Here is a 26,761-nt window from a genome sequence, read left to right as displayed (position 1 = left end):
AGTGCCGCTTTTTTTATGTCTGTCGGTGCGTGTTAGGTCTGGTCACATGTAGGCTCAGCCCGTAGCGGTTCACTATGGCAATGCATTGCTGATCCGGTTCAGGAGCGGGGCTGAGCGTTGGGCCTCCGGGCACATAGGCTGATTGTTGATGACCTGCTGCGCGAGTTTACGGTAGTCGTTGCGTTTGAATCGGTTACTGCCAATGAAATGGATCAGTTTCATTGCATCGGTGGGTTCATTGCTGGTGGGGAACAGAAAGTTTTGGTAGTGCGGCCAAGGAAGAATGCTTGGTTTTTCGCTTTTTGACAGTAAGCAGAGGGTCGCGGTTTGTTCACTGCCCCAAGAAGCCCATTTTTCCGCCCCAATGTGACTGGCAATTTCATTGGACAAGGCACAAATCTGATCGAGGTTAAATGATCCTTTAGGGTACCCACAAAATCCAGCACAGCCCCGTAAATACCGTGTGCCGCCTTTAAAGTAGTCCAAGTGTTTGAAGATGCGTTCAGCACAACTCTGTACGTGGTTGTTATTCCACTGCTTCACAATGCCGTCAAGGAAATGGACATCCACCGGTTCCGGCCATGCAGCGCTTCCTGCAGCAAAACCATGATTATGTTTTACTTTTTCATGAATTTCAGTCAGCGGCTTCATCGCGACAATATCGCTGTCGAGCTGAATCACGTAGGCATTTTCTACTAACTGGAGCACACGGAAAAGGCGTTTCCAGGATGAATAGGTCGGGCAGCCGTGGGTTTCGATGTCGCAAGCTTTGGTGATCCGTACGAGCGGTATAATACGCGTAAGTACCGCAATATCGTCATCATCCAGTGTGCCATCATCCAGCACTTCAATGGTGCCATAGCCGAATTGGCGCATAAACGAAGCAACGGCAATTAAGTACATGTTGAGCGTATCATGGCCGACCATCGTGAGGATGGCGACATTCGGGTCTGGCGTGTACTGAATCGGTTGAATACTGCGAATTTGATGCGCTTGTGACTGGAAGCGAAAGCGTTCAATGCGTTCTTTAACGGCACGTATTTTATCTAACATATCCTTGCCTTTCTTCATGCAATTTCATTAATCAGTCTTCCCCCCAAAAAAATATGTAGAACAGGAGGAAGACCATTTTGAGATGTTGAAATAAACTCAGGCTATTTGCCTGAGGTCATACATTTCCTACCCCATAGATACAGATTTTTCCGTACTAGTTAGGGTATTAAGGCTTCATTTTTTTGTTTATGAGAAGTCGGAACCGGGCGATCTACGAGATGGTTGACGAAACATTCAATGGAATAATTTTCACATATCGTATGTGGTGTGCGGGTGATCTTTAATTGCATACATTTTTCAATTAATGACTCTAAATTGTCATTTTGAGAGAAAAAGTAGCCATTAATACCAGGGTGTATGGCTTCTTTTACGCCAGTTCTGTCATAACCAATGGATGCTAAATTAAAAAATGCAGCTTCCAGATAAACAAGGCCACACGTTTCATGATGGGAGAGTAACCAGAAACAATCAGCACGTTGGTAATAAGGGATTAACTCATGTTGGCTGAGGTGCCCTGTGATCGTGATGTATTGTCCCAGTTCGTATTCTCGGATTTTTTGTTCAAACTCGTCCCTGTAATCACCGTCCCCAGCAATGATCCAGTGATAATCCGTTGTGCTCGTTGTCACTAAGGTCTTAAAGCTAGACAACATATCATCATAACCTTTGCTCTTCGTGAGACGCGAGACACTGAGCAGGACGCGCTTTTGCTGAGGGATAGCGGATAATGTGGTAGGCGTTGGGACGTCGGAACGACTGAATTTATGATAGTCGATACCCGCATAACAAACCTGAGATTTGTCATTGATCATCTGCGTGAATGCATCGGGCAGATCCAATAAATACTGCTTTTGGGTGTACTGACTGACATGTAAGATTTTTTTGCAATATTTAATGGTACGGGCGTAGTAACGCTGATATTGAAAAAGGAGGTGTTTTTTGGATTGGCGATGAAAATAAAAAAAGGCATCTCGCCCATGTACAACCATCACACAGCGTGCCAGAAGATGCTCAGGTAAGCATAAGCCAGCCAAATAGGCCGACAGGTAATCATTTAAGATAATGACATCATATTGTTCTAAAGTGTCAGCCTGGCGCAGAGTGTTCCAATAATGCATGGCCCACAGTAAACGTTGTTGTTTGACCAGAATATGCGGGAACTCGGTTTCTTTTTCTCCACTGTCCCCACTGATTACTGTGACGGGGTAATGATGTCGATGGAGATAGTGGGCGACTTGCTTGGCGATGACACCAGCACCGCCACCTGCCGGTGGATATTCGTCAGACAGTAAAAGAATGCGGGGCTTATGAGAGTGCTGAGTTGTAGATGATGCCACCTTGACCATAGAGCGACTCCTTTCTCAATGTGTTGATATAACTATATATCAAATCTCAACCGGCAAGGGTTGAGCCGCCAAGAAGAGCCATCGTTTATGTGTTATTCGGGCATAAAAAAGGCCTAACCTCTTTGTTTGAAAAGGATTAGGCCGAGTGTAAAAAATTACAAAAAGACAAAAATTCAATATGAAAAAAGCAGTGGTTTAGTGCGAGTGTTACATTTGTGCGCTAAGGCTTACAAAATCTGAATACGTTCAATTTCTACTTCAGGCTGTTGCAGGCCGCCGTCAACCTCACCGTAAACACGTAGGCGAGTATTTGCATCAATGGCTTGATCCAGTCGGATATCATCATCCAGTTCAACCATGATTTCATTCTTACCATCGCTGAGGAGATACGTATCATCAGTCAGTTGTTTGATCAATTTACCTTCCATCACCACATCTTGTTCAGTGAACACGTTCGTTTCTTTCAAAATTTCGTGGATTGGGGTGATCTTGGTTGGGCCGTTGTAAGCAATAGGCTGAGAATGTGCCATCGCCAGTGTTGGACCTAGGGCAAGAACGGCGGTCAGTAGAAATACGCTTGGCTTATTCATCGTGGTTATCCTGTTTTCGGTGTAAAGCCAATGAGGCTTTAGACATACGTTATTGGGTACTAGCTGTCGGCGAGTCGGGTAATCATGTCCGGTCTGCCGTGTTGATGAGGCTATTAAAACAAAGGCCGACTGAATAATGCGTGACTGGTATATTCATGTTCCGTTCATGTTCGGCGGCATGTGAATTTTGTGGTGAGAGGAAAGGGGATAACAAGCTGAGCCAAAAAGAAAAGGCCACCGTGTGGTGACCTTGTCATGGTATGAAAATGTGTGGTGTCTTATGACATTTTTGCGCTATCTGTGTTGGCAGCAATGATGTCATTGTCCGCCTCAAACACGGTATTATCTGCCTGTCCCAGTAGGCGAGAGGTGATGGTTCCGGCAGTCATCGAGCCGCTCACGTTAATGGCTGTTCGGCCCATATCAATCAGTGGCTCAATGGAAATCAATAAACCCGCCAGTGCCACTGGCATATCCAGCGCAGAAAGTACAATCAAAGCAGCAAACGTTGCACCACCACCCACACCGGCAATACCGAATGAGCTCACTGTAATCACTGCAATCAGCGTCAGCATAAAGCTAGGATCCAGCGGGTTGATGCCAATGGTTGGGGCAATCATCACCGCCAGCATCGCAGGGTACAGACCCGCACAGCCGTTTTGGCCCATGGTGGCACCGAAAGAAGCCGAGAAGTTCGCCACCGCATCACCGTTACCCAGCTTTTGTACCTGCGTATCGACATTCAGTGGAATGGTTCCTGCGCTAGAGCGAGAGGTGAACGCAAAGGTCAGTACTGGCAGAATTTTCTTGATGTAGCGGATAGGGTTGACACCGACCAGTGATACCAGCACCAAGTGCATCACCAGAATCAGTCCCAGACCCACATAAGAAGCCATTACGAAGCTGATCAGGCTCAGAATATCGTCATAGTTAGAACCGGCCACCACTTTGGTCATCAGCGCCAGTACGCCGTAAGGGGTCAGGCTAAGTACCATGCGAACCAGTGTACGCACCACTTCTTGCGCCACATTCACAAACTTCTCAAAGCTCTTGCCCAGTTCCGGCTCTGTGCGGATCACCGTTAATCCCGCCACACCAATAAAGGCGGAGAAAATCACGACGGCGATGGTCGATGTTGGACGACTACCGGCTAAATCGGCAAACGGGTTACCCGGGAAGAAAGAAATGATCATATCGGCAAACGATAGCGCCTGAACCGAGTGCAAACGGGTTTCCAGCATCTCACCACGGGCGATTTCGCGGGCACCTTGTACGATACCTTCGGCAGACAAACCAAACAGGTTGCTGACCATGATGCCAATAAAGGCTGACGCAGCGGTTGTTGCCAGCAAAATACCGATACTCAGGCCTGAGATTTTGCCCAGTGATCCGGAATCTTTGACTTTGATGATGGCACCAATGATAGACACCATGATCAACGGCATGATGATCATTTTCAGTAAGCTGACATATCCGGCGCCAACAATGTTAACGTACTCCAGTGTGTCGCTGATCACCGCACTGCCACCACCGTAAGCCAGTTGTAGTGCACCACCGAATAGGACACCTAATCCCAAGCTGGTGAAGACGCGCTTAGACAGGGTGTTTTCGGCTTTTTGTTGTCGGTAAAGCAGAGCAATAAGCAGGGCGAAGATCGCCATATTGATAATCTGGAGCATGACACATTTCCTAACATTTTCGATAAATCAGCCCGTCCATGCACTGACTTATTAATCACTAACTGGACGCCATAGTATGATTTGGATCGCAAAACGGGAATGGTTTTTTATTACTTTTAATATAAGAAAAAGGCACAAAATAAATCATTTTGGAATAAGGCTGGTATATTGACCAAATTCAATCTGGTTTGTGGTCATGTTGCTTGCAAATTGCCCGTACATGTTCCAGGGAGGTTTTTTGATGTGCGACGGCAGCGTCGGTGTGAGTGTGAGAGTGCGTGCAGAGGGAGAGTTGTCGAGCGTGACAGCGGCAAAGAGAGAAGGGCAGTAGCAAGGGAAATGATCGCCGCCAACGGATGAGGAAAGACGTTGACGGCGAGAATGCGCGGCGAAAGCGCCAGATTAAGAGGCGTTTACTTCGGTATGGCTGTCATTGATGTAATGACGAACAGAACGCCACCAACGGCCCATGGTTTCATGCCAGTATCGCTCACTTTGTTCCAGATAACTGGATTGAGGCTGGTAGCGATCCCACGGTTGCTTGATTTTGTTACTGGCCAAGAAATTCGTGGGTGCTGCCGTCGGGTTCAAACCCACATCGTGGAATTCAGCCATCGCACGGGTCATGTGGCTCGCAGAGGTGACAAGGACCAATTTGCTGTCTCCCACCACGGATTTGGCCTGAAACGCTTCTTCCCAGGTGTCTTTCGCGGTTTCCAGCAGCAAAATGTCGTTTTTATTCACACCTAATGCCAGTGCGACTTTTGCCATCATACGCGCTTGGCTGGTGGCCGAACCGCCGCCGTAGCCCGAAAGGATCAACTTGGATCCCGGGAACAGACGATGAATGCGAATGCCTTCATTCAAGCGCATCAATGAGGTGCGAGAGAGCTGAGAGGTCATCGGCATGGCGCTGTCAATGACGTGGCCGCTGCCCAGTACCATCACGTATTCCACTGCTTTACCGGCAGGGACATACGGCGGGTACGCTTTTTCCAGCGGACGCAACAAACTGGTTGCGATCGGTTGAAAAGAGAGCAGAAAAATGCCAAGAAACGCGAAGCTGATAAAGGCTGACGCCAACCCTTTACGGCGGGTAAACCAGAGTAGTAACAGGCCAATGACCCCGATAATCAGCATCGCGGGCAGAGGCATTAAAAATGCCGAGACAATTTTTTTGAGTTCAAACATGCAATGTCGTCCGAAAAATCAGCAGTTGAGCTTGAAAAAGCACCACAAGCCTTTATTCCTCTATCGCTTGTGAGAAAATAAGCCATATTTTTAGAACCGCTATCATAACGTAAAGCCGACGTGATCAAAGATCGAAATTTTGACGATTTAGCGCAAAAATTTGCAAAAAATATTTACGGGACCGGCAAAGGCCAAATTAGGCAAACGGTGGTCTGGCAAGATTTGGCGCAAATTTTAGCCCTATTAGAAAACAAACAACCGCTGCAAGTTCTCGATGCAGGCGGGGGGGTAGGCCAGCTCTCACAAAAAATTGCTGAACTGGGTCATCACGTCACGTTATGTGATCTTTCCAGTGAAATGCTCAAGCTGGCCGAGCAAGATATTGCGAAAAATGGTTTGCTGGATCAATATCGGCTGGTTCACAGCGCGGTGCAGGACATTGACCAGCACCTTGACGCGCCTGTGGACTTGATTTTGTTCCATGCCGTGATGGAGTGGCTGGCTGATCCGAAACAGGCGCTTGATTGCCTGTTGCAGCAAGTGAAACCGGGCGGCGTGATTTCCGTGATGTTTTACAACTATAACGGGCTGCTGTTTAAGAACTTAATCTGTGGCAACTTGACCCATATCGAAGAAGGGATGCCGCACCGTAAGCGCTTTAAATTACAGCCGCAAAAAGGCATTAAGCCGGAAGACGTATATAGTTGGCTAACCGAAGCGGGCTTTACCCTTTTAGGTAAAACCGGCGTGAGAACCTTCCATGACTACATGCAAACGGTCAGGGTGGGCGATTACAGTTTTGAACAGGTGTTGGCGATGGAGCAACAGCTATGTCGCCAGGAACCTTTTTTGTCTTTAGGACGCTATATCCATGTTTATGCGCAACGGCCATTAGACGACACTGAAGACAACGCGCATACAAGCAATAAGGACAACGGATGAGTGACGTAACCCAGACCGTTCCTGAGTTGGTGAACTGGGTTAAGCAGCATGAATTTGAGCTTAACCTGCCAACTGAACGGCTGGCGTTCCTGTTGGCGATCGCGGTGCTTAGCAGCGATCGTTTCGATGAAGAATTAGGGGAAGGTGAGCTGGTTGACGCATTTCGCATCGTAAGCGAAATGTTCGGCCAGACGAAAGAAACCGTGGCCTTCCGTGCCAACAACGCCATAAATGAGTTGGTTCGCCAACGATTGATCTCCCGCTTTACCAGTGAAGTGACCGACGGTGCCAGTATTTACCGTTTAAGCCCGCTGGCGTTGGGGATCACAGATTACTACGCCCGTCATCGTGAATATTCCACACTGAAACTCTCTATTCAGTTGGCGATGGTGGCAGACGAAATTAACAAAGCCGCGACCGCTGCCCAAGAGGGCGGTGACGAGAAACACTGGCGTCAGAATGTCCATGCGGTGTTGAAGTACTCTGTGGCAGAGATCTTTGACCGTATCGACCTGAACCAGCGCACCATGGATGAGCAGCAACAGCAAGTGAAGAAAGACATTGCTGAGCTGTTGAACCAAGACTGGCGTGCGGCGATTTCCAGCTGTGAATTCTTGTTGAATGAAACCTCCAGCACACTGCGTGAATTGCAAGATACGCTGCAGGCGGCCGGTGATCAGCTGCAAACACAGTTGTTGATCATTCAAGAAGAAGTGCAGGGCAATCCGGAACTCGACTTTGTCGACGGTATGGTCTTTAACCTGCAGGCCAAGTTAGACCGCATTATCAACTGGGGTCAGCAAGCCATCGACTTGTGGATCGGCTATGACCGCCACGTGCACAAATTTATCCGTACCGCGATCGACATGGACAAGAACCGTGCGTTTAGCCAGCGTCTTCGCCAGTCGGTACAGGACTATTTCGACGCGCCGTGGGTACTGACCTACGCCGATGCCGACCGTCTGCTGGATATGCGTGACGAAGCCCTGGTGCTGCGTGACGATGAAGTGACCGGTTTTGTGCCGGAGGAAGTGGAATTTGAAGAGCTGGATTTGGTGAATGACCAACTGGCCGATCAAATCGCGGCGATGTTGCAAGCCCACAAGGAAACCGGTGCGGCGATTAATCTAAGTGTGTTGCTTAAAGACTATTTGGCTCAGCACCCACACGCCCAGCATTTCGATTTGGCGCGCCTGGTGATTGATCAGGCAGTAAGACTGGGTTACGCCGAGTCTGATTTCAACGCCATCCAGCCGGACTGGGAAGCCATTAATGACTATGGAGCCAAGGTACAAGCGAATGTCATTGACAAATATTGAAGAATTTATGCCTGAGAAGTTGGCCAAGGCGATTGCCAACCCACTTTTCCCGGCACTGGATAATGCTCTTCGTTCGGGCCGACATGTCTCCAGCGAAGATTTGGATAACCATGCCCTGCTGATTGAATTCGAGCAGGAATTGGCGATGTTTTACAAGCGTTACAACGCGGAACTGGTTCGCGCGCCGGAAGGCTTTTTCTACCTGCGTCCCCGTTCAACCTCGTTGATCAGCCGTTCTGTACTGGCTGAGATCGACATGTTGGTGGGTAAAGTGTTGTGTTTCCTTTACCTGAGTCCTGAGCGTTTGGCCCACGAAGGTATCTTCACCAACCAAGAGTTGTTTGAAGAGCTGATGGCGCTGGCTGACGAGAAGAAACTGATGAAGCTGGTGACTAACCGCGCATCAGGTTCCGATTTGGACCGCGAAAAATTGTACGACAAAGTGAAAACCTCACTGCGTCGTCTGCGTCGTTTGGGCATGATCATTCCGATTGGTGAAAGCGGTAAATTCCGTATCAGCGAATCGGTGTTCCGTTTTGGTGCCGATGTCCGTGCCGGGGATGATATCCGTGAAGCACAGATCCGTCTGATCCGTGATGGTGAAGCGGTGGTGGTACATCAACAAGCCCCAAGTCAGTCAAGCCTGCTGGATGAGCAGGATGACAACGACGACGCAGAACAAGATTTTGAGCAAGACCATGACCATGCCGATCAGGAGGGCATTGCCTAATGGAACGCGGTAAGTATCAATCGTTGACCATGGTCAACTGGAACGGCTTCTTTGCCCGTACCTTTGACATCGATAACTTGGTCACCACCCTGTCAGGGGGTAACGGTGCCGGTAAATCGACCACCATGGCCGCCTTCATTACCTCACTGATCCCCGATCAGAGCCTGTTGCACTTCCGTAACACCACTGAAGCGGGCAGCTCGAATGCCTCTCGCGACAAAGGTCTGCACGGTAAGTTAAAGCCGGGTGCCTGTTACTCTGCACTGGATGTGGTGAACTCCCGTAACCAGCGCATCGTGTTTGCAGTACGTCTGCAGCAAGTGGCGGGTCGTGATAAGAAAGTGGACATTAAACCGTTCATTATTCAGGGTCTGCCATCGCACGTGAAACCAACCGATGTGTTGGTGGAAACACTGTCTGATAATCAGGCACGTGTGCGTCAGATCAACGAAGTGAAAGACGTGATCGCGGCTGATTATGAAGGGGTGGTATTCAAAACCTTCAACTCAGTGACCGATTACCACGCGCAAATGTTTGAATTTGGTGTTCTGCCAAAGAAACTGCGCAACAGCACTGACCGTGCCAAATTCTACCGTTTGATTGAAGCCTCCTTATACGGTGGTATCTCCAGTGCGATTACCCGCTCGCTACGTGACTACTTGTTGCCACACAACAGCGGCGTGAAGAAAGCGTTCCAGGATATGGAAGCGGCACTGCGTGAAAACCGCATGACGCTGGAAGCGATCAAACTGACGCAAAGCGACCGTGATCTGTTTAAACACCTGATCACCGAAGCCACTAACTACGTGGCCGCCGACTACATGCGTCATGCCAACGAACGCCGTAACAAGCTGGAGCAAACGCTGAGCTTGCGCGGTGAGCTGATGGGTTCACGCCAGACGTTGGACGATCAGCAAGCGTCAATGAAGAACATGACGTCAGAGCTGGATGAGTTGACCGAGCGCGAAGGTGCATTGGAGCAAGATCATCAGGCTGCGTCGGATCACCTGCAATTGGTACAGACCGCTGTCCGTCAGCAAGAGAAGATCGAACGTTACCGTGAAGATCTGGAAGAGCTGACAGAGCGTCTGGAAGAGCAAGTGATGGTGGTAGAAGAAGCCGCCGAACAGCTGGCCATGGCCGAAGAACAAGCGTTGTTGACCGAAGAAGAAGTCGACAGCCTGAAAACCCAGCTTGCGGACTACCAACAAGCGTTGGATATGCAGCAAACCCGTGCCCTGCAATACCAGCAGGCGGTACAGGCGCTGGAAAAAGCCCGTGAACTGTCAGGTGATTATCAGCTACTGGCTGACAAAGCCGTGCCTTATTTGGCGCAGCTGAAGCAAGAGCAGGATACTCAAACCACCGCGTTGTTGGCACTGAAGCACAAACTGGATATGTCGTCGGCAGCGGCGCAGCAGTTTGAGAAAGGTCTGCAACTGGTGACCACCATTGCCGGTGCCGTTGCCCGTGGTGAAGCAGGTCAGAAAGCCCGTGAATTGATCAGCCATGCCCGTCAGTTGATGACCGTGACTGAGCGTAGCGAGCAGCTAAAAGCGCAGTACCGTGATCTGGAACGTGCGGTGCGTAACCAGCGTCAGGCCACTGAACTGGCAGAGACCTATGCCAAGCGTTTCGCGGTGACCGTGGATAGCGAATTGGCGTTGGCGGAAGAGCAAGCGCGTCACGAAGCGACACTGGAAGCCCTTGAGCACGATCAGGACATGCTGGTTGAGCAGCGTAATGAATTGCGTCGTCAAGAGCAGCAGTACACATCACAAATCAGTGCGCTAGAAGCGGCCGCGCCTGCGTGGATTGCGGCGTCTGAGGCACTGGAAAAACTGGCTGAGCAGTCAGAGTCTGAACTGTACGACAGTCAGGCTGTGATGGACGCGATGCAGCACACGCTGGATAACGAGCGTGAAGTGTCTGCAAAACGTGATCGATTGGCGACCCGTAAAACCGAGTTGGAACAGGCGATTGAACGTCTTGCACAACCGGGTGGCAGCGATGACTCACGCCTGCGTGCGTTGGCGGATACGCTGGGCGGCTGCCTGCTGTCTGAAATCTACGATGACATCACGCTGGCGGATGCCCCTTACTTCAGTGCTATGTACGGCCCGGCGCGTCACGCGATCGTGGTGCCGGATCTGAAAGGCATTAAAGAGAAGCTGGTGGCATTGGATGATTGTCCGGACGATCTGTACATCATTGAAGGTGATGCGGACTCGTTTGATGACAGCGGTTTCGATGTGGATGAATTGGACGGCGCGGTGTGTGTACACCTGAATGACCGTCAGATCCGTTACTCTCGCTTCCCGAAAGTGCCATTGTTTGGCCGCGCGGCGCGTGAACAGCGTCTTGAGCAGCTACGCGCCGAGCGTGAGCAGTTGATTGAAGATCACGCGAAAGCGGCGTTTGACTCACAGAAACTGCAGCGTCTGTACCAGAGCTTCAACAGCTTTGTCGCAACGCACATGGCTGTCGCGTTCAACGACGATCCAGAAGCGGCACTGAAAGTGGCACGTGATAAGCGTAACCAAGTGACACGTCAGTTGGCAGACGCGGAAGCGAATGAACAGCAGCAACGCAGCGAGCTTACTGCGGCGCGTGAAGGCCTGACGCTACTGGGCAAGATCAACCCGTTGGTGAACCTGCTGGAAGATGACACGCTACAAGCGCGTTTTGAAGAAATTGATCAGCAGCTGTCACAACTGGATGACGCGGCAAACTACCTTGACCGTCATGGCAAAGCAATTGCTGAGCTGGAAACCTTGGTGACGGCACTGGATGCTGACCCTGAGCAGTTTGATGCGCTGCAAGCGAGTTACGAGCAAGCGGATCAGACCCTGCAAACGTTGAAGACCAAGATCTTCGCTGTGGCGGATCTGGTTGAACGTCGTCATCACTTCAGCTATGCCGATTCTATCGACATGCTGAACAAGAGTTCTGAGCTGAACGAGCAGTTGAAAGCCAAACTGGCGGCGGCTGAGCGTGAGCGTACCCGTTGCCGTGATGCGCTGGCACAAAGCCGTGCACAGGCTAACCAGTACAACCAGCTGATGGCGTCTCTGAAGAGTTCACACCAAGCGAAACTGGAAACTGTGCAGGAGTTCGAACGCGAACTGCAAGAGCTGGGTGTACGTGCTGACGTGGAAGCGGAAGAGCGTGCGCGTCTGCGCCGTGATGAGCTGAATGAGCGTCTGCACAGTTCACGTACTCGTCGTAGCCAGCTGGAAAAAGCGATCACCTCGGTTGAGCTGGAAATGAAGAGCTTGGTAAAACGTCTGCGTAAAGTGGGCAAAGATTACCAAGAGATCCGCAAGCTGGTGGTAAGGGCGAAAGCGGGCTGGTGTGCGGTACTGCGTCTGGCGCGTGAAAGTGACGTAGAGCGTCGTTTGCATCGCCGTGAAATGGCGTACATGTCTGCCGATGAGCTACGTTCTCTGTCAGATAAATCACTGGGTGCTTTGCGTCTGGCTGTTGCTGACAACGAAAACTTGCGCGATGCGCTGCGTGCTTCGGAAGATGTGTCGCGTCCAGAGCGTAAAGTGTTGTTCTACATTGCCGTATACCAGCATCTGCGTGAGCGTATTCGTCACGACATCATTCGTACCGACGATCCGGTTGAAGCGATTGAAGAGATGGAAGTGGAACTGGCGCGTCTGAGTGAAGAACTGACCGCCCGTGAACAGCGTCTGGCACTAAGCTCAGATTCTGTGGCGAACATTATTCGTAAGACCATTCAGCGCGAGCAGAACCGTATTCGCTTGCTGAACCAAGGCCTGCAGAACATCAGCTTCGGTCAGGTACAAGGCGTACGTCTGAACGTGAAAGTGCGTGAGACACACGAATCACTGCTACACGGTCTGTCTGAACAGCAAGATCAACATCAGGATCTGTTTGGTAACCAGCGTCTGTCGTTCTCTGAAGCGATGGCGAAATTGTTCCAGCGTCTGAATCCGCATATCGATGTGGGTCAGCGTTCACCGCAAATTCTTGGTGAAGAGCTACTGGACTACCGTAACTACCTTGAGCTGAGCATTGAAGTAAACCGTGGTACAGACGGTTGGCTACAAGCCGAATCCGGCGCGCTGTCGACGGGTGAAGCGATCGGTACCGGTCAGGCTATCTTGCTGATGGTAGTACAGAGCTGGGAAGAAGAATCACGCCGTCTGCGTGGTAAAGACATCATCCCATGTCGTTTGTTGTTCCTGGATGAGGCCGCGCGTCTGGATGGTAAGTCTATCGCGACCTTGTTTGAGCTGTGTGAGCGTCTGGATATGCAGTTGTTGATTGCCGCACCAGAAAACATCAGCCCAGAGAAAGGGACCACCTACAAGCTGGTACGTAAGATCTTCAAAGATCGTGAACACGTACACGTTGTCGGTCTGCGTGGTTTCGGTCAAGAAACCAAGCCACAAGCCAATGTTCAGACGCTGTTAGAGATGGATCCCGCCTAACGGCACCGTCTGATACGCTCTGACATAAACCTGCAAAAAGCCGATCATCATGATCGGCTTTTTTTATGTCTGCACGCCGTCTAGCCCTCCCGTGAGAATAGAAAGCGTCTTGATCGTAAGATCTTTTTCTCATTACTTAATTAGCTTGCGGATAAATTTTTTGTCCTGTTATCCCTGCCTAAAATTTGAATTGTCAGATTCGGCCATCTGCCAACATGAAGGAAAGTGAGGTTTTGTCATGAGGAGTGACCCTTGTTTTTCGTCATCGCGGCATATAACAAACATAACCAAACACTCGGCGGCCAGCAGATTGGTTTGGTACAGGCCAGTTTATCTATTGTCGTAGGGGTGATGACATGAAAAAAATCGTATTACCAGTGCTCGCCACATTGATCATGGCGGGGTGTAGTGATTCAGACGATGTGGCTGCTCTGGCCAATGAAGCGACGGGCAACCAGGATACCGGCACGGTGCCAGTGTCGGTGGATGTTTCAATTCCGCCTGAAGAAGTACCGAATGATGCGGATCAGCTGCAAGCGTGTATGGCGATTGATGCGGTATACATAACCGATTTAGCCGGCACCATTGTGGAGTGGACTACCAAGAGCATGGCGGATCCGTATGCGGTGAACTCAACCCAGTGTATACCGGCGGATTCTGAGATCCCGATTGATAATGACGGTTATCCGAAATTTATCGTCATTGACCTGTATGACATCACCGGCGTGGATTTGGTGAATCTTATCGCTGAACAAGTGGTGCCAATTGGGGAGTACACCACCATGGCGCTGTCCGTGTTGCAGGGGAGCTACGGGGACTTTTTGAATACGCCGTATTCGTACGTGGGCAATCCTATCGATAACCTGAAAATGGATATTGTCGATGATCTGAAATTCGAAGGATTGAACATCAATATTGATGTGCCAACCACGTTCACCATGTCGTTTGATTTGCGCAGCATGATCCAATTGGTTGAGCAGGCCTATCAATTGAAGAGTGAAGGCTTCCGAGTGGTTGATAACCTCAAAGCGGGAACCATTTTTGGGGACATTGATGTGTCATCGTGCGTGACCTCAGCCAAAGACGCGTATGTGTATCTGTATGAATCAGATACCGAAGAATACGGTGACTTAGGCTCAGATTATGGGCCAGTGATGACGGCGAAAGTGAGCGATGAAAACACCTATGCGATGGATTATGTGCCAGAAGGCAAGTACGACATTGTGTTAGTGTGTGATGCCTTGTTGGATCTGCCGAACCAAATCGATTTGGACATTGATTTAGACGGCACGGCCTCGAAGTATGAAGATCAGGATATTGAAGCGGGCGAAGATCATTATCTCAACCTGTAAGCGCTCGGCATCTTACTGCCATCACATCTCGCCTTAACCTCTGTCGGTCAATCTGCTTAGCAGCTTGGCCGATATTTATTATGGTTCACGATTTATCACGGCTTATTGCTGTTATGCCGTGAGATATGGTTGCTCTGCTGTGAGGCCAGAACGGCTAAGTTATCAGGCAAGGGTGCCGGAGTGGTCAAACAAGTGATGCCAAGCCTGATCAGGTCTTATTCAGTTATATCTGATAGTATTGGCGGATATCATGAGATCTAACTCTCATTTCTGTGCATTTTTTTTGAAAAAATAATGCCCCCTAAGCAACTGACACATCAATTAATCCTGTATTTTTTCCCCGCGTAAACCGGCAATTCGGTATTTAATCGTGGTTGTTTTTTGACCACGCATTCTTTACATTGCATACCCAGTTAGTGACCACGCAATGAAAGAGACCTTCGATATGCCAGTAACAATGACCCTAAAAAAACTGCTATGTGGTACCGTGTTTGGTGTGATGGCGTGCAGCGCCTTTGTTGCACAAGCGTCTGTGACAACCGCGCCGGAACATCACCTGCTATCGACGTTGAACTACGTGGAGCTGGAAGCCGAACAGGGCGATAAAAACATGCAGCTATTTTTAGGTCGTGCGTATCTGGAAGGTTCAAACGGTTTGAAAGCCGATCCTTTAAAAGGCATGTACTGGCTGGAAAAAGCGGCAGTGGACATGCCAGAAGTCAAAACCATGATTGGTGATTTGTTTAAAGCCGGTCAGGTGTTGCCCCGTGATAATCAACAAGCATTGCACTGGTACACCGAAGCGGCTAACGAAGGTGAAGTGGGTGCGATGGTAGAGCTGGGGATGTATTACGCCTCCGGTGCGGGTAATAATGGCAAAGTGGATTGTGCCAATGCGATTAAGTGGTTTAACGAAGCGTCAAACGGTGGTTCTTTAGAGTCAAAGCGCAACCTGGTTTGGTTATATGCGACCTGTGATGATCAGCAAGTGCGAGATGGTCAACGCGCCCTGAAACTGGCCAAACAGGTACTGAGCCGAAGCGGCACGGGCGATGCGGGTGATTACGATAACTTGGCGGCAGCCTATGCGGCGCTGGGTGATTTCAATCAGGCAATGAACGCGCAGGAAGTGGCGATTGAGAAGCTGGAGGATCACAACTCGCAGCGTTATGCCAACTTTGTGCAGCGTTTGAAGCTGTACCAACAGCGTCAGACCATTTACAGCGCGTCGTTATAACGTAATCTAATCCAGACCTAGATCAAGACCTAAGAGGGGTGCCATCGTGCATCCCTTTTTTGTGACTGCTTTTGGTTGCTGTTCTGGGGTACTGTTTTTTGTTGGTGTTATCAGCCAACGTCACTGATCCATCCTTCTCCGTTGTACGTTTCTTATTCTGTGCGTTAGTCGACAGTTCCGCCCCCTCATTTCTCCGTCCAATTGACATCCTTAACTATACTTAGCTCAAGTAGCCCATCGGCTGCGGGTTTCTTTTCCCAATTATCATGCCGATGGGGTGAATAAGAAGAAAAAAGGATGTCAGCAATGAATACGCCAGAACAAGTCAGTGACAAAGAAAGAGCCAAGTACGAATGGCGCTCTTTCCTATTCATCACCATATTCCTTTTCCCGATCCTCGCGGTTGCCATTGTGGGTGGCTATGGCTTCTTTATATGGGCGATGCAAGTCTTCTTCTGGGGGCCACCGGGTCATGGTTAACGGACGCTGACCGTAGATAACACCATTGGCCAACAAGGAAACAGGGTACGACTATGATGAAGTTTTTGAAAAAACTGTGGGCGACGTTTTGGCGCCCGGCAGTGCACATCAGTTTGGGCGTATTAACCCTCGGTGGGTTTATCGCCGGGGTGATTTTCTGGGGGGGATTCAATACGGCACTTGAACTGACGAACCAAGAAAAGTTCTGTATCGGGTGTCATGAAATGCGCGACAACGTGTATGAAGAGCTGCAACAAACCGTACATTGGTCAAACCATTCAGGCGTAAGGGCGACTTGCCCCGATTGCCACGTTCCCCACAATTGGACCGATAAAATTGCCCGTAAAATGCAGGCCAGTAAAGAGGTTTTCGGCTCGATTTTCGGCACCATTAATACCCGTGAGAAGTTCTTAGAAAAACGGGCTGAACTCGCTAATCACGAGTGGGCGCGATTTGCCGCCAATGGTTCATTGGAATGTAAAAGCTGTCATAACTACGACAGCATGAAATGGGAAGAAATGTCGCCGCTGGCACAAGCACAAATGAAGCAGGCGGCCGAGCGTGATCAAAGCTGTCTGGATTGTCATAAAGGGATCGCCCATGAATTGCCGGGTGATATGGGGCAAGCGGGCGGCATGATTCAGCAGTTGGTGCAGAAATCTCACAGTACGTCGTTCAGTGAAGGCGACAACTATTACAGTGTGCGTTTCCTGCCGATGTTTGAAGATGAAGCCCTAACGGTGGATGGCGGTCAGCTTAATCCGGCATCGGAAGTTAAAGTGGTGCAAGTGAAAGACAAGGCCATTCAGGTCGAATTGTCGGGCTGGCGTAAAACCAAAGGCTTTGGTCGTGTGATTAACGAAGACTTTGGTCTGAATATCCCTACCGCTGCACTAAGCAAAGATGCCGCGCAAAGCGACACGTTGGTCCAGAAGTTTGAAGAGAAAGAAGACGATCTGACCGGCTTAGGCTGGCAGCGTGTAACGGTCACGTTGTGGATGCCAAAAGAATCGTTGCTGAGCAATATCGATGAGATTTGGGCGGAAGCCAAACCGGCCTATACCACCAACTGTAGTGTGTGTCATACCCAGCCTGCGCCTGCGCACTTTGATGCGAATACCTGGCCGGGGATGTTTAACGGGATGCTGGCATTCGTGAACCTGGATCATGACAGTGAAGCCTTGGTTCTGAAATACCTACAAAAACACTCATCGAGTTTTTCAAAAGACGGCCATTAATAAGAAGCGAAGTGAGGTAAGTGATGTCTCTGAGTCGACGTAAATTTTTAAAAGGGCTAGCCACCACCAGTGCCGTGTCAGTGATTGGCCCCAGTTTATTAGGTTCGGTTGCCAAGGCCGCCGAAGAAGTCACTTCGCCGTATTCGGCGGATGGGGTGTGGAAAGTGACAGGCTCCCACTGGGGGGCCTTCCGCGCCAAAATTTATAACGGACAAGTGACGGAAGTCGAGCCGTTGCCTCGGGATAAGTACCCCACGGAAATGCTCAAAGGGATCAAAGGCATTATCTATAGCCCGTCCCGTGTGCGTTACCCGATGGTGCGACTCGATTGGCTGAAGCGGCACAAATATAGTGGCGATACCCGAGGGAACAACCGCTTTGTAAGGGTGACGTGGGATGAAGCCCTGGACTTGTTCTACAAAGAGCTGGAGCGGATCCAGAAAGATTACGGGCCTTGGGCGCTCAATGCCGGTATGACCGGTTGGCGTCAAACGGGGCAGTTCCAGAGCTGTACCAGCCACATGCAGCGTGCGGTCGGTATGCACGGCAATTTCACTACCAAAGTCGGGGACTACTCGACCGGTGCCGGACAAACCATTTTGCCGTATGTGTTGGGTTCTACCGAGGTGTATGCGCAAGGTACCTCTTGGCCGTTGATCCTGGAAAACAGCGACACCGTGATTTGGTGGGCGAACGATCCGCTGAAAAATACCCAGGTGGGGTGGCAGGCGGAAACCCATGATTCCTACATGTATTACGAACAGCTCAAAGACAAAGTCGCCAAGGGTGAGATCAAAGTGATCTGCGTGGATCCGGTCAAATCCAAAACCCAGAACTATTTGCAGTGTGATCATCAGTACGTTAATCCACAAACCGATGTGCCGTTCATGCTGGGGATCGCCTATACCCTGTATACCGAAGAGCTGTACGACAAAAAATTCATTGATACCTATGCGTTAGGCTTTGAAGAATTCATTCCGTATGTGATGGGAAAATCCCAAGACAAAGTGGAGAAAACCCCGGAATGGGCGGAGAAAATCTGTGGCGTGAAAGCCGATGATATCCGTGCCTTTGCCCGTTTGCTGGCCAAAGGTCGCACGCAACTGATCTTTGGTTGGGCGGTACAGCGTCAGCAGCATGGGGAACAACCGTACTGGATGGGGGCCGTCATTGCGACCATGTTGGGGCAGATAGGTCTACCGGGCGGGGGAATTTCTTACTCCCACCATTACAGTGGGGTGGGGATCCCACCGACAGGGGCTGCTGGGCCTGGTGGTTTCCCGCGTAACTTAGATGAAGGCATGAAGCCCATTTGGGACAATAACGATTACAAGGGATACAGCAAAACCATGCCGGTTGCCCGTTGGATCGATGCCATTCTAGAGCCTGGCAAAGAGATCAACTACAACGGCAGTAAAGTGATTTTGCCGGATACCAAAATGCTGGTGGTCAGTGGTTGTAACCCATGGCATCACCACCAAAACCGTAACCGGATGAAAACCGCCTTCCAAAAATTGCAGACCGTGGTAACCATCGACTTTGCTTGGACGGCAACATGCCGTTTCTCTGACATCGTGTTGCCAGCTTGTACCCAGTATGAGCGGGATGATATTGATCTGTATGGCGCCTATTCGGGTACCGGTATTTTGGCGATGCACAAGTTAGTGGATCCTATGTATCAGTCCCGCACTGACTTTGCGATATTCACTGACTTCTGTCGTCGCTTCAATCGCAGTAAAGAGTTTACCCGTGGAATGGATGAACGCCAGTGGATCCGCTCGCTGTACGATGGCTGTAAGGAAGCCAACAAAGAGAAAGCGGAAATGCCTGATTTTGATACCTTCTGGGCCGATGAGAAAGGCTGGTTTGATTTTGGGCCGGGTGAGAATTACACCAGTCACGCCAAATTCCGCGAAGATCCGGAAATTAATCCGCTAGGGACACCGTCAGGCTTTATCGAGATTTACAGCCGTAAAATTGCGGGCTACAAGTATGAGCATTGCCAAGGTCACCCGATGTGGTTTGAGAAAGCGGAACGCTCTCACGGTGGGCCGGGTTCGGACAAATTCCCGTTGTGGTTGCAATCGTGTCACCCCAATAAGCGTTTGCACTCGCAGATGTGTGAGTCAGATGCGTTCCGTGCCACCTACACGGTGCAAGATCGTGAACCTGTGTACATGAGCCCGGAAGATGCCAAAGCGCGAGGGATCAAAGATGGTGATTTAGTGCGGGTATTTAATGATCGTGGCCAGTTGTTAGCCGGTGCGGTGGTGGAAGATAATTACCCGCCAGGGGTTATACGGATTTACGAAGGGGCATGGTATGGCCCACTGAGTGAAAAGGTCGGCGCGATAGATACCTATGGTGATCCGAATACCCTCACCATGGATATTGGTACCTCGGAGCTCGCTCAGGCGACCAGTGCGAATACGGTGGTGGTGAACGTCGAGAAATACACCGGCGAAGTGCCGCCTGTGACCTCATTTGGTGGGCCGATATACGTTTCTTAGAGCGGCCTATCGGTTTCATCGCGAGAGGTTGACCGATTGAGTTGCATAATGAAAACAAAAATAGCCTTGTTTTGCAGGGTTATTTTTTTGTTCTCGAATTGCTAGTGATAACAATATCATTAATGGTGGATGTTGAGTGTCAGAAAATTTAACAGTGAATGTCATCGGGCCAGGTCAATATATGAATGATTGGCGAGGGCAAGGGCAGAAAACACCCTGATACGACATGCTCGCCATACGTGTTTTCATTATTGATGGCATACCCGTGGCGATAGGCTATGTTTTGCTGAGTCAGTGTCAGAATTTATTACATCAAAGTAATGTGTGTATCTGTGTTTTTATGGCAAGTGGTTGATATGTTGGTGCCAAGATTATTGGCATGATAGCTGCTTCATATAAAAACCAAGACACATAAGTATAAATTTTGAAGGAGCAAATAATGAAAATTTCCACCCCTCTCTCCTTATTAGCATTGTGTGGCAGCATAATGGCAAGCAGCGTCAGTGCTGGAGAAATCGAAGTCACAAGTTGGTTGGATACCGATGCACCAACTGCAGGTTACACCTATACAATTAATGACAATACGCCAGGACGTTTCACCTTTGATATTTCGGTGCCACAAACCGATGCCGATATTCTGGGTATTGCGTTTAGCACTGATGGTGCAACGGAATACACCGCCGGTAATTTGGATTTAATGAACTTTAGCGCATTAGCGCGGGATGGCAGTACCGCCAGTGCACCAACCAATACATTTTTTAATTCAAGCGCTTGTGGGCCTGGGTGTAACTTTAATGGTGTGCCAGTCAGTCCTTTTGATGTCATTTTACGGATTGGTAGTCAGGGTTCGCCATTGAGTGATTGGTATTATGACGTGTCGTTTGATATTGCCGATTTAGGCTTGTCACTCAATGATTTTGTGACAGTGGGTATTCGAGGTCAGTCGGTTTTCGGGGGTGATAGCGATAAAGCGTATCAAGAAATCCCGGAATGTCCGAATGCATTAGCGGGTCTTACTCGTGATTGTCCAAATGGTCCACCTGAGGTACCAGAGCCTGCATCACTGGGTCTGTTCTTAATGGGGATGGCTGGTGTAGGCTGGGGCATGCGTCGTCAGCGCAAGCAGTAATTGCTAGCTTTAACGTATACCAAGATAGCCCTCTTTAAGAGGGTTTTCTTTTTTGTGACAGCAGCGATGGTGTTGGCACGCTAGAGTTAGGCATAACGTGTATGGCCACTGTGATAGAGCGAGCATGGACTTATGCAGCCTGACTTTTCTGATATTTCTTCGGTTATCCATCGCGACATTCCCGCTTTTGCACCTGGGGAACAACTCCTGCAAGAAATGGGTGGCGAGCAGGGTATAGCAACATTGGTGGAAGGGTTTTATCACGCGATGGATACCTTGCCGGAAGCGCAAAAGATTCGCTTGCTATACGATGAAGACTTAACGGACGCGAAAGCCAAATTGGCGATGTTTCTGCAAGCTTGGATGGCCGGGCAGACACCGTCATCGACGCATACTCCCCCTGAAGATTGGACACACTTAACCTTTGGCATGGCCGAAAAGCAGGCATGGTTGGCGTGCATGCAAAAAGCGTTGGATGTGCAGGGGCTAGATAGCTTGTTTGTCCGATATTTGATGGTTCAATTTACCTTGCTCGCCGAAACCTGCCGTAATCAGCCCTGATGCAGCATTGGCCCGATAATGATGCTGGTGAATGAATCAGCATCTGTTGCCTGATTTTTCTTCAGTCGCGTAGTGAAATGCTTTTCCTCACATCTTTTTATTTCCATTTTTCATTCTATCCGTATCCTAAGCGCTTTTTAGCCGCACCAACGCTCGTTTGTCATTTTCTCGCACTTGTTCATGAACATGCACATAGCCATGTACATAGTCATGAGTATGTACGGAGGCAGAAGCCGTTGTTGTATTCACCATTGTTCGTTTTGCTTGGTTGTAAGAGATGGAATTGTCTTGGGAAATCATTGGTTCTCTGTTTTTAGTCGCCAGTCTGGCCGGCTTTATTGATGCGATTGCTGGGGGCGGCGGTATGTTGACCGTCCCTGCGTTGCTCTCTGCAGGCATTCCCCCCACACAGGCACTCGCAACCAATAAATTGCAAAGTTCTTTCGGCAGCTTTTCGGCGGCGCTGTACTTTGTGCGTAATGGCTTGGTGAATTTACGCGACATGCGGATTGCCATTGCTTGTACGTTCGTGGGCTCGTTACTGGGGGCGACGTTAGTGCAGGTGCTTGATGCCGGCATTCTGACTAATTTGATCCCCGTATTGCTGTTTGCTATCGCCTTGTATTTTTTGTTTGTGCCATCGGACACGACCGGCGGCGGTGAGCCGAAATTGTCAGAGCTTGGCTTTGCATTAACCGTTGGCGTGGGTGTGGGCTTTTACGACGGTTTCTTCGGTCCGGGGACCGGCTCACTGTTTACCGTGTGTTTTGTACTGATTGCGCAGTTAGGCATTGTTGAAGCCACGGCACGTACCAAGGTGCTGAACTTTACCTCGAACCTTGCCGCATTGCTGCTGTTCATTATGGCGGGTTTGCCGATTTGGGAAGTGGGCTTGGCTATGGCGGCAGGCGGTTTCATGGGCGCGCGCATGGGCGCCAAAGTGGTCGTCACCCGTGGTCGTAAGTTTATTCGTCCGATGGTGGTACTGGTGTCGATGAGCATGGCAATTAAGTTATTGCTGGAACAACATCCGCAGTGGTTAGCCAAAACATTTTGGGCCAATAACGGTGCGATATGGTGGACGGATCTGCTGAGCTATGTGCAATCGGCATGGGCGTGATGCCAAGCTGTGTATCGACAGGCGCAAAGTGATTTTGGATAATCGTGCGCTGACGGATCAGCTGCGTAAAAAAGCATAAGCCCCCAAAAAACAGAGTCAAAAAGAGAATAGGCACCGAGGTTGCTGAAGGATAATCAACCTGATGCCTATCAGTTTTGCTAATAACGTTTTCTACACCGTTTGTGTCTATACAGTTTGCGTCTAAACATACGGATGCACTTTGGGTTGTGCGGCTTGGGGATTACAACACCATATTCGCCAGTACGAAGCCAAACGGTACTGCGGCAACAATACCGATCATCCCCGGTAAGAAGAAGGGATGGTTGATGATGTAAGACCCGTTCCATTTCTTATCAAGGAAAGAACCGGTATCGTCGGTCGCGATGGCAAAGGCGGTTGTCGGGTAGATGTTGGTCATATACAGCGCACTCACAGCCACGAAGCTGGCCAGAATGGTGACCGGATCCACATTCAACGAGGCGGCAATCGGTACCAGCAGTGCACTGGTTGCGCCTTGGCTGAACAACAGGGCAGAGGTGCCGAAGAAGACCACGGCTAACAGTGCCGGGTACTCACTCAATAGATCGCCCGCCAATTCTTTGATTTCTGGAATATGCACACCAATGATGGTGGAGCTTAGCCACACGATACCCAGAATCACCACCAGACTTTCCGCGCCATCGGCGAAAATTGGCGCTTTCTTGATAGATGTCAGTTCAACCTTACACACCATGGCTGTGATAAAGCCGGTCAGTAGCATCACAATCACGATGATGTCACGCGAACCCAGATCATGACCAATCATTGGTTTAAACAGCAACAGTGCGACGATGAAAATCACGCCCGCCAGGAATAGCCACACAGAACGCTTCGCGGCCAATGTTGGCTCTTGATGCTTTTGCGCTTCAGGGGTGAAGTTCACCAAGCCTTTTTTCACGCGCTCTTGGAAAATAGGATCATCTTTTAGTTCGCACCCCTGACGGCTGGCAATGATTGACGCGACAATTGTGCCAAACAGGGCGGCAGGCATGATCACACTGAGTGCTGCACCGAAGGAAACCCCCATTTGCTCAACCACCACGTACATTGCAGCGGTTGCAGCCGAAATCGGAGACGCGGTAATGGCGATTTGTGAAGCCACAACGGCAGAGCTGAGCGGCTGGCTCGGACGTACACCGTTTTCTTTCGCCACTTGCTGGATCACGTTCAATACAGACATCGCGGTGTAACCGGTACCGGCGAGCGTGGTCAGAATGAAGGTGGTCGCAGGGGCCAAAATGTTAATGTGCTTCGGGTGGTTACGCAGCATTTTCTCCGCCATGTTCACCATATAACTCATACCGCCTGCTTGCTGCATGACAGACAGAGCCAGAATCACGGACATGATGATCAAAATCACCGAGACAGGAATGTCGCCCGGTGGCAGACCCAGCACAAAGACGGCGATGGCCATCCCTAAGCCACCTGCCAGACCGACCCCGATCCCGCCCAGTCGGGCAGCCAGGATAATGGCCCCAAGTAATAAACACGTTTCCAGTAAAATCATGGTTTTTCTCCTTGCCATTTTCCCTTCCGGGAGCCGGCCTTTTATCGTTCAAATACAAAGTCGTGAAATAGGGTCGAAGCATTGCCGCATCATGTTTGAGTGACGGAATAGGGGGAGCAGCAACAGCGTTATGTTCGTGGCTATTACTGTATGGGAAGACGAGAACAGATAGATTGCGTGGGCTCTGCAATTGAAAAACAGAGGATAAAATGATGAAAACTATTAGTTTTGCTTATATTGTCAGAAGTGTGAATAACGCATTCGGCATCGCACACGACAAGTCAATGCAGTGAGCGAAAGGAAAAGGGGGGCGAGAGAAAAGTGACAGGCAAAAAAAAGAGCGATATGTCCCGTTGAGGCTGGTTGGCCGGCCTCATGAGACAATATCGCCCCCTTACAAAGGACTGAAAGGAAAGACAGGAAAGGTTTGCGTAATGCGTCAGTTAAGCGCTTACATTGTTGTTATGCGACCAGGTCAACGGCATCTTCCGTGGCCCATTGAATGCACTGATCGGCAAGAATATCGAGAGAATCTAAACACAGGTGTGGCTGGTGGTAGGCTTGTTCTGCCAACGCAACCGGGATCTCGGTACAACCTAAAATCACCGCTTCCGCCCCTTGTGCCAGCAAGGATTCAAATACCGGCAGCATCGCCAGTTTGCCTTGCTCGACATGGCCACCCTTAACGGCATATATGCCTTCCATAACAGCGACTTGCTGCTCGTCATTTGGCTCTACAACCGTGATCTGTTGTTGGGCTAATTTGGTTTTGTACATCTGTGTTTGCATGGTCGCAGTCGTCGCCATGATGCCGACTTTCTTGTAGCCTCGGTTCACCGCTTCCTGCACCACGCTGTCAATAATACTGATAGTGTGCACCTTGCACTGCTGGCTTAAACGCGGGTACCAGTAGTGGGCGGTATTACATGGCATGACAATGCAACCCGCTCCCGCGTTTTCTAGCTCTTCCATGCCTTGTTTTAGCGCTGGATATGGGTCTTCGCCATTGCTGATCAGAAACGCAGTACGATCGGGGATCTGTGGATTATTGCTCACCAACATGGGAATATGTTGCTGGTCATTATGCGCCGGCGTACGGGCAATAATCTTCTGCATAAACTCCACGGTGGCGAGTGGTCCCATACCGCCAAGAATGCCGAGTTTCTTTCTCATCTTATTGTTCCTAAAAGTATTTTTAAGTTGTGTTTACTATAGGCTTCGGCAAGCGTGTTGAGAAATGCCGTTGTTGAGGTGGTGATGCCGAATCGGTATGAGCAAAGCGTGAAAGTGTGATCTGGCGAGCTTGAAATCGGTCTGCTGATAGCTTTCTCAGCGGTATACTGGATTTTTTCTTTTCGCTTGCAGTGTATGAACATAGAAAGTAAATGGCTGGAAGATTTTCTCGCACTGGCCGAGGTGCGAAATTTCTCCCTGGCGGCCGAAATGCGCAATGTTACACAGCCCGCATTCAGCCGTCGGATCAAAGCCTTAGAGCACATGGTAGGTGCTGAGCTGATCGACAGAAGTAAAACTCCCGTGGCCTTAACCCCAAGTGGCCGCTTGTTCCGCATTACTGCCCGTACCCTGATGAATCAGATGATGGACGGGATCGGCCAGTTATCCGATCTCTCTAAACTGGGCGGCAACATTGTCCGTGTCGCGGCGGCACACTCATTGGCCAGCAGTCTAGTCCCTTCGATTCAACCGGTTTTATTGGCAGGTAAACATCAACCTTTATTGAGCGTGGAAGCGATTGACGTGGATGACGCCATTGAAGAACTGCAAGAAGGCGGTTGTGATGTGCTGTTGGCGTTTGATGATGATCTGTTACGTTTGCCACCGTACCAGTCTTTGCTGATTGGTCAGGCGGAACTGTTGCCGGTGTGCGTGTGTGATGCCCATGGCCGCCCGCAATTTCAGTTGAATGGCCATGATCCGGTGCCGTGGCTGGCGTACAGCCCGAGCTCTTACATGGGGCGGCAGGTGGAAGCGGTGCGTGATCAAGTGAATCTCAATGCGGTCTTCTTATCATCCATGACGGACTTGCTGAAAAAGTTGGTCTTACAAGGCGTGGGGGTGGCGTGGCTGCCGGATTATTCGATCCATGAAGAATTGAAAAGCGGGCAGGTGGCAATCATTGGTGAGTCACATTTGCGTTTGCCGATTGCTTATTACGCTTATCGCTATCAGGCGCGCTTGCATCCGGCCGGTGAGCAGGTATGGCAGGCCTTGCAGCAATTGGCCAGTGATGAAAGTAAGCACTTATAGCTTTGCT

General features: G+C 49.9%; 20 protein-coding genes. 13 read left to right on the top strand and 7 right to left on the bottom strand.

Annotated features, from left to right (window positions below; all coding sequences use genetic code 11):
* Positions 1-72: 72 nt before the first annotated feature.
* From ABT58_RS09625 to elyC, 5 genes are all read right to left on the bottom strand, one after another.
* Positions 73-1,053 (bottom strand): hypothetical protein, encoded by a 981-nt coding sequence (locus ABT58_RS09625; RefSeq protein WP_146147216.1) that lies wholly within the window; start codon positions 1,051-1,053, stop codon positions 73-75.
* Between the two features lie 158 nt (positions 1,054-1,211).
* Positions 1,212-2,399 carry a glycosyltransferase family 4 protein gene (locus ABT58_RS23470; protein WP_053063045.1) on the bottom strand — a complete coding sequence of 396 codons (1,188 nt, stop codon included), beginning with the start codon at positions 2,397-2,399 and terminating at the stop codon, positions 1,212-1,214.
* Between the two features lie 227 nt (positions 2,400-2,626).
* Entirely contained in the window at positions 2,627-2,989 is a 363-nt protein-coding gene (locus ABT58_RS09615) for a YgiW/YdeI family stress tolerance OB fold protein (protein ID WP_047874176.1), read from the bottom strand.
* A 278-nt stretch (positions 2,990-3,267) separates the two neighbouring features.
* Entirely contained in the window at positions 3,268-4,668 is a 1,401-nt protein-coding gene (locus ABT58_RS09610) for an L-cystine transporter (protein ID WP_047874175.1), read from the bottom strand.
* A 402-nt stretch (positions 4,669-5,070) separates the two neighbouring features.
* Positions 5,071-5,859: an envelope biogenesis factor ElyC gene (gene elyC, locus ABT58_RS09605; RefSeq protein ID WP_047874174.1), complete on the bottom strand. Its 789-nt coding sequence runs from the start codon at positions 5,857-5,859 to the stop codon at positions 5,071-5,073.
* Between the two features lie 120 nt (positions 5,860-5,979).
* Here elyC and cmoM point away from each other — a divergent pair, with 120 nt between their 5' ends.
* From cmoM to ABT58_RS09545, 12 genes are all read left to right on the top strand, one after another.
* On the top strand, positions 5,980-6,801 hold the full coding sequence (gene cmoM, locus ABT58_RS09600; RefSeq protein ID WP_047874173.1) for a tRNA uridine 5-oxyacetic acid(34) methyltransferase CmoM: 822 nt from the start codon (positions 5,980-5,982) through the stop codon (positions 6,799-6,801).
* Positions 6,798-8,120 (top strand): chromosome partition protein MukF, encoded by a 1,323-nt coding sequence (gene mukF, locus ABT58_RS09595; protein ID WP_047874172.1) that lies wholly within the window; start codon positions 6,798-6,800, stop codon positions 8,118-8,120. Before cmoM ends, mukF begins: the two co-directional genes overlap by 4 nt.
* Positions 8,101-8,850 carry a chromosome partition protein MukE gene (gene mukE / locus ABT58_RS09590; RefSeq protein WP_047874171.1) on the top strand — a complete coding sequence of 250 codons (750 nt, stop codon included), beginning with the start codon at positions 8,101-8,103 and terminating at the stop codon, positions 8,848-8,850. Before mukF ends, mukE begins: the two co-directional genes overlap by 20 nt.
* Positions 8,850-13,313, top strand: coding sequence for a chromosome partition protein MukB (mukB, locus tag ABT58_RS09585; protein WP_047874170.1), 4,464 nt, complete (start codon positions 8,850-8,852; stop codon positions 13,311-13,313). Before mukE ends, mukB begins: the two co-directional genes overlap by 1 nt.
* 356 nt (positions 13,314-13,669) lie before the next feature.
* Positions 13,670-14,665 (top strand): hypothetical protein, encoded by a 996-nt coding sequence (locus ABT58_RS09580; RefSeq protein ID WP_047874169.1) that lies wholly within the window; start codon positions 13,670-13,672, stop codon positions 14,663-14,665.
* 445 nt (positions 14,666-15,110) lie between these two features.
* A complete protein-coding gene (locus ABT58_RS09575) occupies positions 15,111-15,902 on the top strand; it encodes a tetratricopeptide repeat protein (protein WP_047874261.1) in 792 nt (263 codons plus the stop codon).
* A 306-nt stretch (positions 15,903-16,208) separates the two neighbouring features.
* Positions 16,209-16,382 carry a periplasmic nitrate reductase, NapE protein gene (locus ABT58_RS09570; RefSeq protein ID WP_047874168.1) on the top strand — a complete coding sequence of 58 codons (174 nt, stop codon included), beginning with the start codon at positions 16,209-16,211 and terminating at the stop codon, positions 16,380-16,382.
* A gap of 53 nt (positions 16,383-16,435) precedes the next feature.
* A complete protein-coding gene (gene torC, locus ABT58_RS09565; protein ID WP_047874167.1) occupies positions 16,436-17,620 on the top strand; it encodes a pentaheme c-type cytochrome TorC in 1,185 nt (394 codons plus the stop codon).
* A 23-nt stretch (positions 17,621-17,643) separates the two neighbouring features.
* Positions 17,644-20,130 (top strand): trimethylamine-N-oxide reductase TorA, encoded by a 2,487-nt coding sequence (torA, locus tag ABT58_RS09560; RefSeq protein WP_047874166.1) that lies wholly within the window; start codon positions 17,644-17,646, stop codon positions 20,128-20,130.
* 439 nt (positions 20,131-20,569) lie between these two features.
* A complete protein-coding gene (locus tag ABT58_RS09555; protein ID WP_047874165.1) occupies positions 20,570-21,259 on the top strand; it encodes a PEP-CTERM sorting domain-containing protein in 690 nt (229 codons plus the stop codon).
* A gap of 132 nt (positions 21,260-21,391) precedes the next feature.
* Entirely contained in the window at positions 21,392-21,820 is a 429-nt protein-coding gene (locus ABT58_RS09550; protein WP_047874164.1) for a globin domain-containing protein, read from the top strand.
* A gap of 277 nt (positions 21,821-22,097) precedes the next feature.
* Positions 22,098-22,940, top strand: a complete 843-nt coding sequence (locus ABT58_RS09545; RefSeq protein WP_082211051.1) for a TSUP family transporter — start codon at positions 22,098-22,100, stop codon at positions 22,938-22,940.
* A 241-nt stretch (positions 22,941-23,181) separates the two neighbouring features.
* Here the strand turns inward: ABT58_RS09545 and ABT58_RS09540 are convergent, their stop codons facing one another.
* Entirely contained in the window at positions 23,182-24,486 is a 1,305-nt protein-coding gene (locus tag ABT58_RS09540) for an anaerobic C4-dicarboxylate transporter (protein WP_047874163.1), read from the bottom strand.
* A 462-nt stretch (positions 24,487-24,948) separates the two neighbouring features.
* Positions 24,949-25,659, bottom strand: coding sequence for a cysteate racemase (gene cuyB, locus ABT58_RS09535; RefSeq protein ID WP_047874162.1), 711 nt, complete (start codon positions 25,657-25,659; stop codon positions 24,949-24,951).
* Between the two features lie 195 nt (positions 25,660-25,854).
* On the opposite strand from cuyB, the gene ABT58_RS09530 reads away from it, so the two are divergent.
* Positions 25,855-26,754 (top strand): LysR substrate-binding domain-containing protein, encoded by a 900-nt coding sequence (locus tag ABT58_RS09530; protein WP_047874161.1) that lies wholly within the window; start codon positions 25,855-25,857, stop codon positions 26,752-26,754.
* Positions 26,755-26,761: the final 7 nt, after the last annotated feature.

The organism is Photobacterium aphoticum (assembly GCF_001029435.1).
In the GTDB taxonomy this organism is placed as follows: domain Bacteria; phylum Pseudomonadota; class Gammaproteobacteria; order Enterobacterales; family Vibrionaceae; genus Photobacterium; species Photobacterium aphoticum.
This window is presented reverse-complemented; position numbering and strand designations above follow the sequence as displayed.

What these genes read in the sequence shown, in the direction of transcription:
- ABT58_RS09625 (WP_146147216.1), bottom strand. Translation starts at nt 1,053, where the DNA reads ATGTTAGATAAAATACGTGCCGTTAAAGAACGCATTGAACGCTTTCGC.
- ABT58_RS23470 (WP_053063045.1), bottom strand. Translation starts at nt 2,399, where the DNA reads ATGGTCAAGGTGGCATCATCTACAACTCAGCACTCTCATAAGCCCCGC.
- ABT58_RS09615 (WP_047874176.1), bottom strand. Translation starts at nt 2,989, where the DNA reads ATGAATAAGCCAAGCGTATTTCTACTGACCGCCGTTCTTGCCCTAGGT.
- ABT58_RS09610 (WP_047874175.1), bottom strand. Translation starts at nt 4,668, where the DNA reads ATGCTCCAGATTATCAATATGGCGATCTTCGCCCTGCTTATTGCTCTG.
- elyC (WP_047874174.1), bottom strand. Translation starts at nt 5,859, where the DNA reads ATGTTTGAACTCAAAAAAATTGTCTCGGCATTTTTAATGCCTCTGCCC.
- mukF (WP_047874172.1), top strand. Translation starts at nt 6,798, where the DNA reads ATGAGTGACGTAACCCAGACCGTTCCTGAGTTGGTGAACTGGGTTAAG.
- mukE (WP_047874171.1), top strand. Translation starts at nt 8,101, where the DNA reads ATGTCATTGACAAATATTGAAGAATTTATGCCTGAGAAGTTGGCCAAG.
- mukB (WP_047874170.1), top strand. Translation starts at nt 8,850, where the DNA reads ATGGAACGCGGTAAGTATCAATCGTTGACCATGGTCAACTGGAACGGC.
- ABT58_RS09580 (WP_047874169.1), top strand. Translation starts at nt 13,670, where the DNA reads ATGAAAAAAATCGTATTACCAGTGCTCGCCACATTGATCATGGCGGGG.
- ABT58_RS09575 (WP_047874261.1), top strand. Translation starts at nt 15,111, where the DNA reads ATGCCAGTAACAATGACCCTAAAAAAACTGCTATGTGGTACCGTGTTT.
- ABT58_RS09570 (WP_047874168.1), top strand. Translation starts at nt 16,209, where the DNA reads ATGAATACGCCAGAACAAGTCAGTGACAAAGAAAGAGCCAAGTACGAA.
- torC (WP_047874167.1), top strand. Translation starts at nt 16,436, where the DNA reads ATGATGAAGTTTTTGAAAAAACTGTGGGCGACGTTTTGGCGCCCGGCA.
- torA (WP_047874166.1), top strand. Translation starts at nt 17,644, where the DNA reads ATGTCTCTGAGTCGACGTAAATTTTTAAAAGGGCTAGCCACCACCAGT.
- ABT58_RS09555 (WP_047874165.1), top strand. Translation starts at nt 20,570, where the DNA reads ATGAAAATTTCCACCCCTCTCTCCTTATTAGCATTGTGTGGCAGCATA.
- ABT58_RS09550 (WP_047874164.1), top strand. Translation starts at nt 21,392, where the DNA reads ATGCAGCCTGACTTTTCTGATATTTCTTCGGTTATCCATCGCGACATT.
- ABT58_RS09545 (WP_082211051.1), top strand. Translation starts at nt 22,098, where the DNA reads ATGGAATTGTCTTGGGAAATCATTGGTTCTCTGTTTTTAGTCGCCAGT.
- ABT58_RS09540 (WP_047874163.1), bottom strand. Translation starts at nt 24,486, where the DNA reads ATGATTTTACTGGAAACGTGTTTATTACTTGGGGCCATTATCCTGGCT.
- cuyB (WP_047874162.1), bottom strand. Translation starts at nt 25,659, where the DNA reads ATGAGAAAGAAACTCGGCATTCTTGGCGGTATGGGACCACTCGCCACC.
- ABT58_RS09530 (WP_047874161.1), top strand. Translation starts at nt 25,855, where the DNA reads ATGAACATAGAAAGTAAATGGCTGGAAGATTTTCTCGCACTGGCCGAG.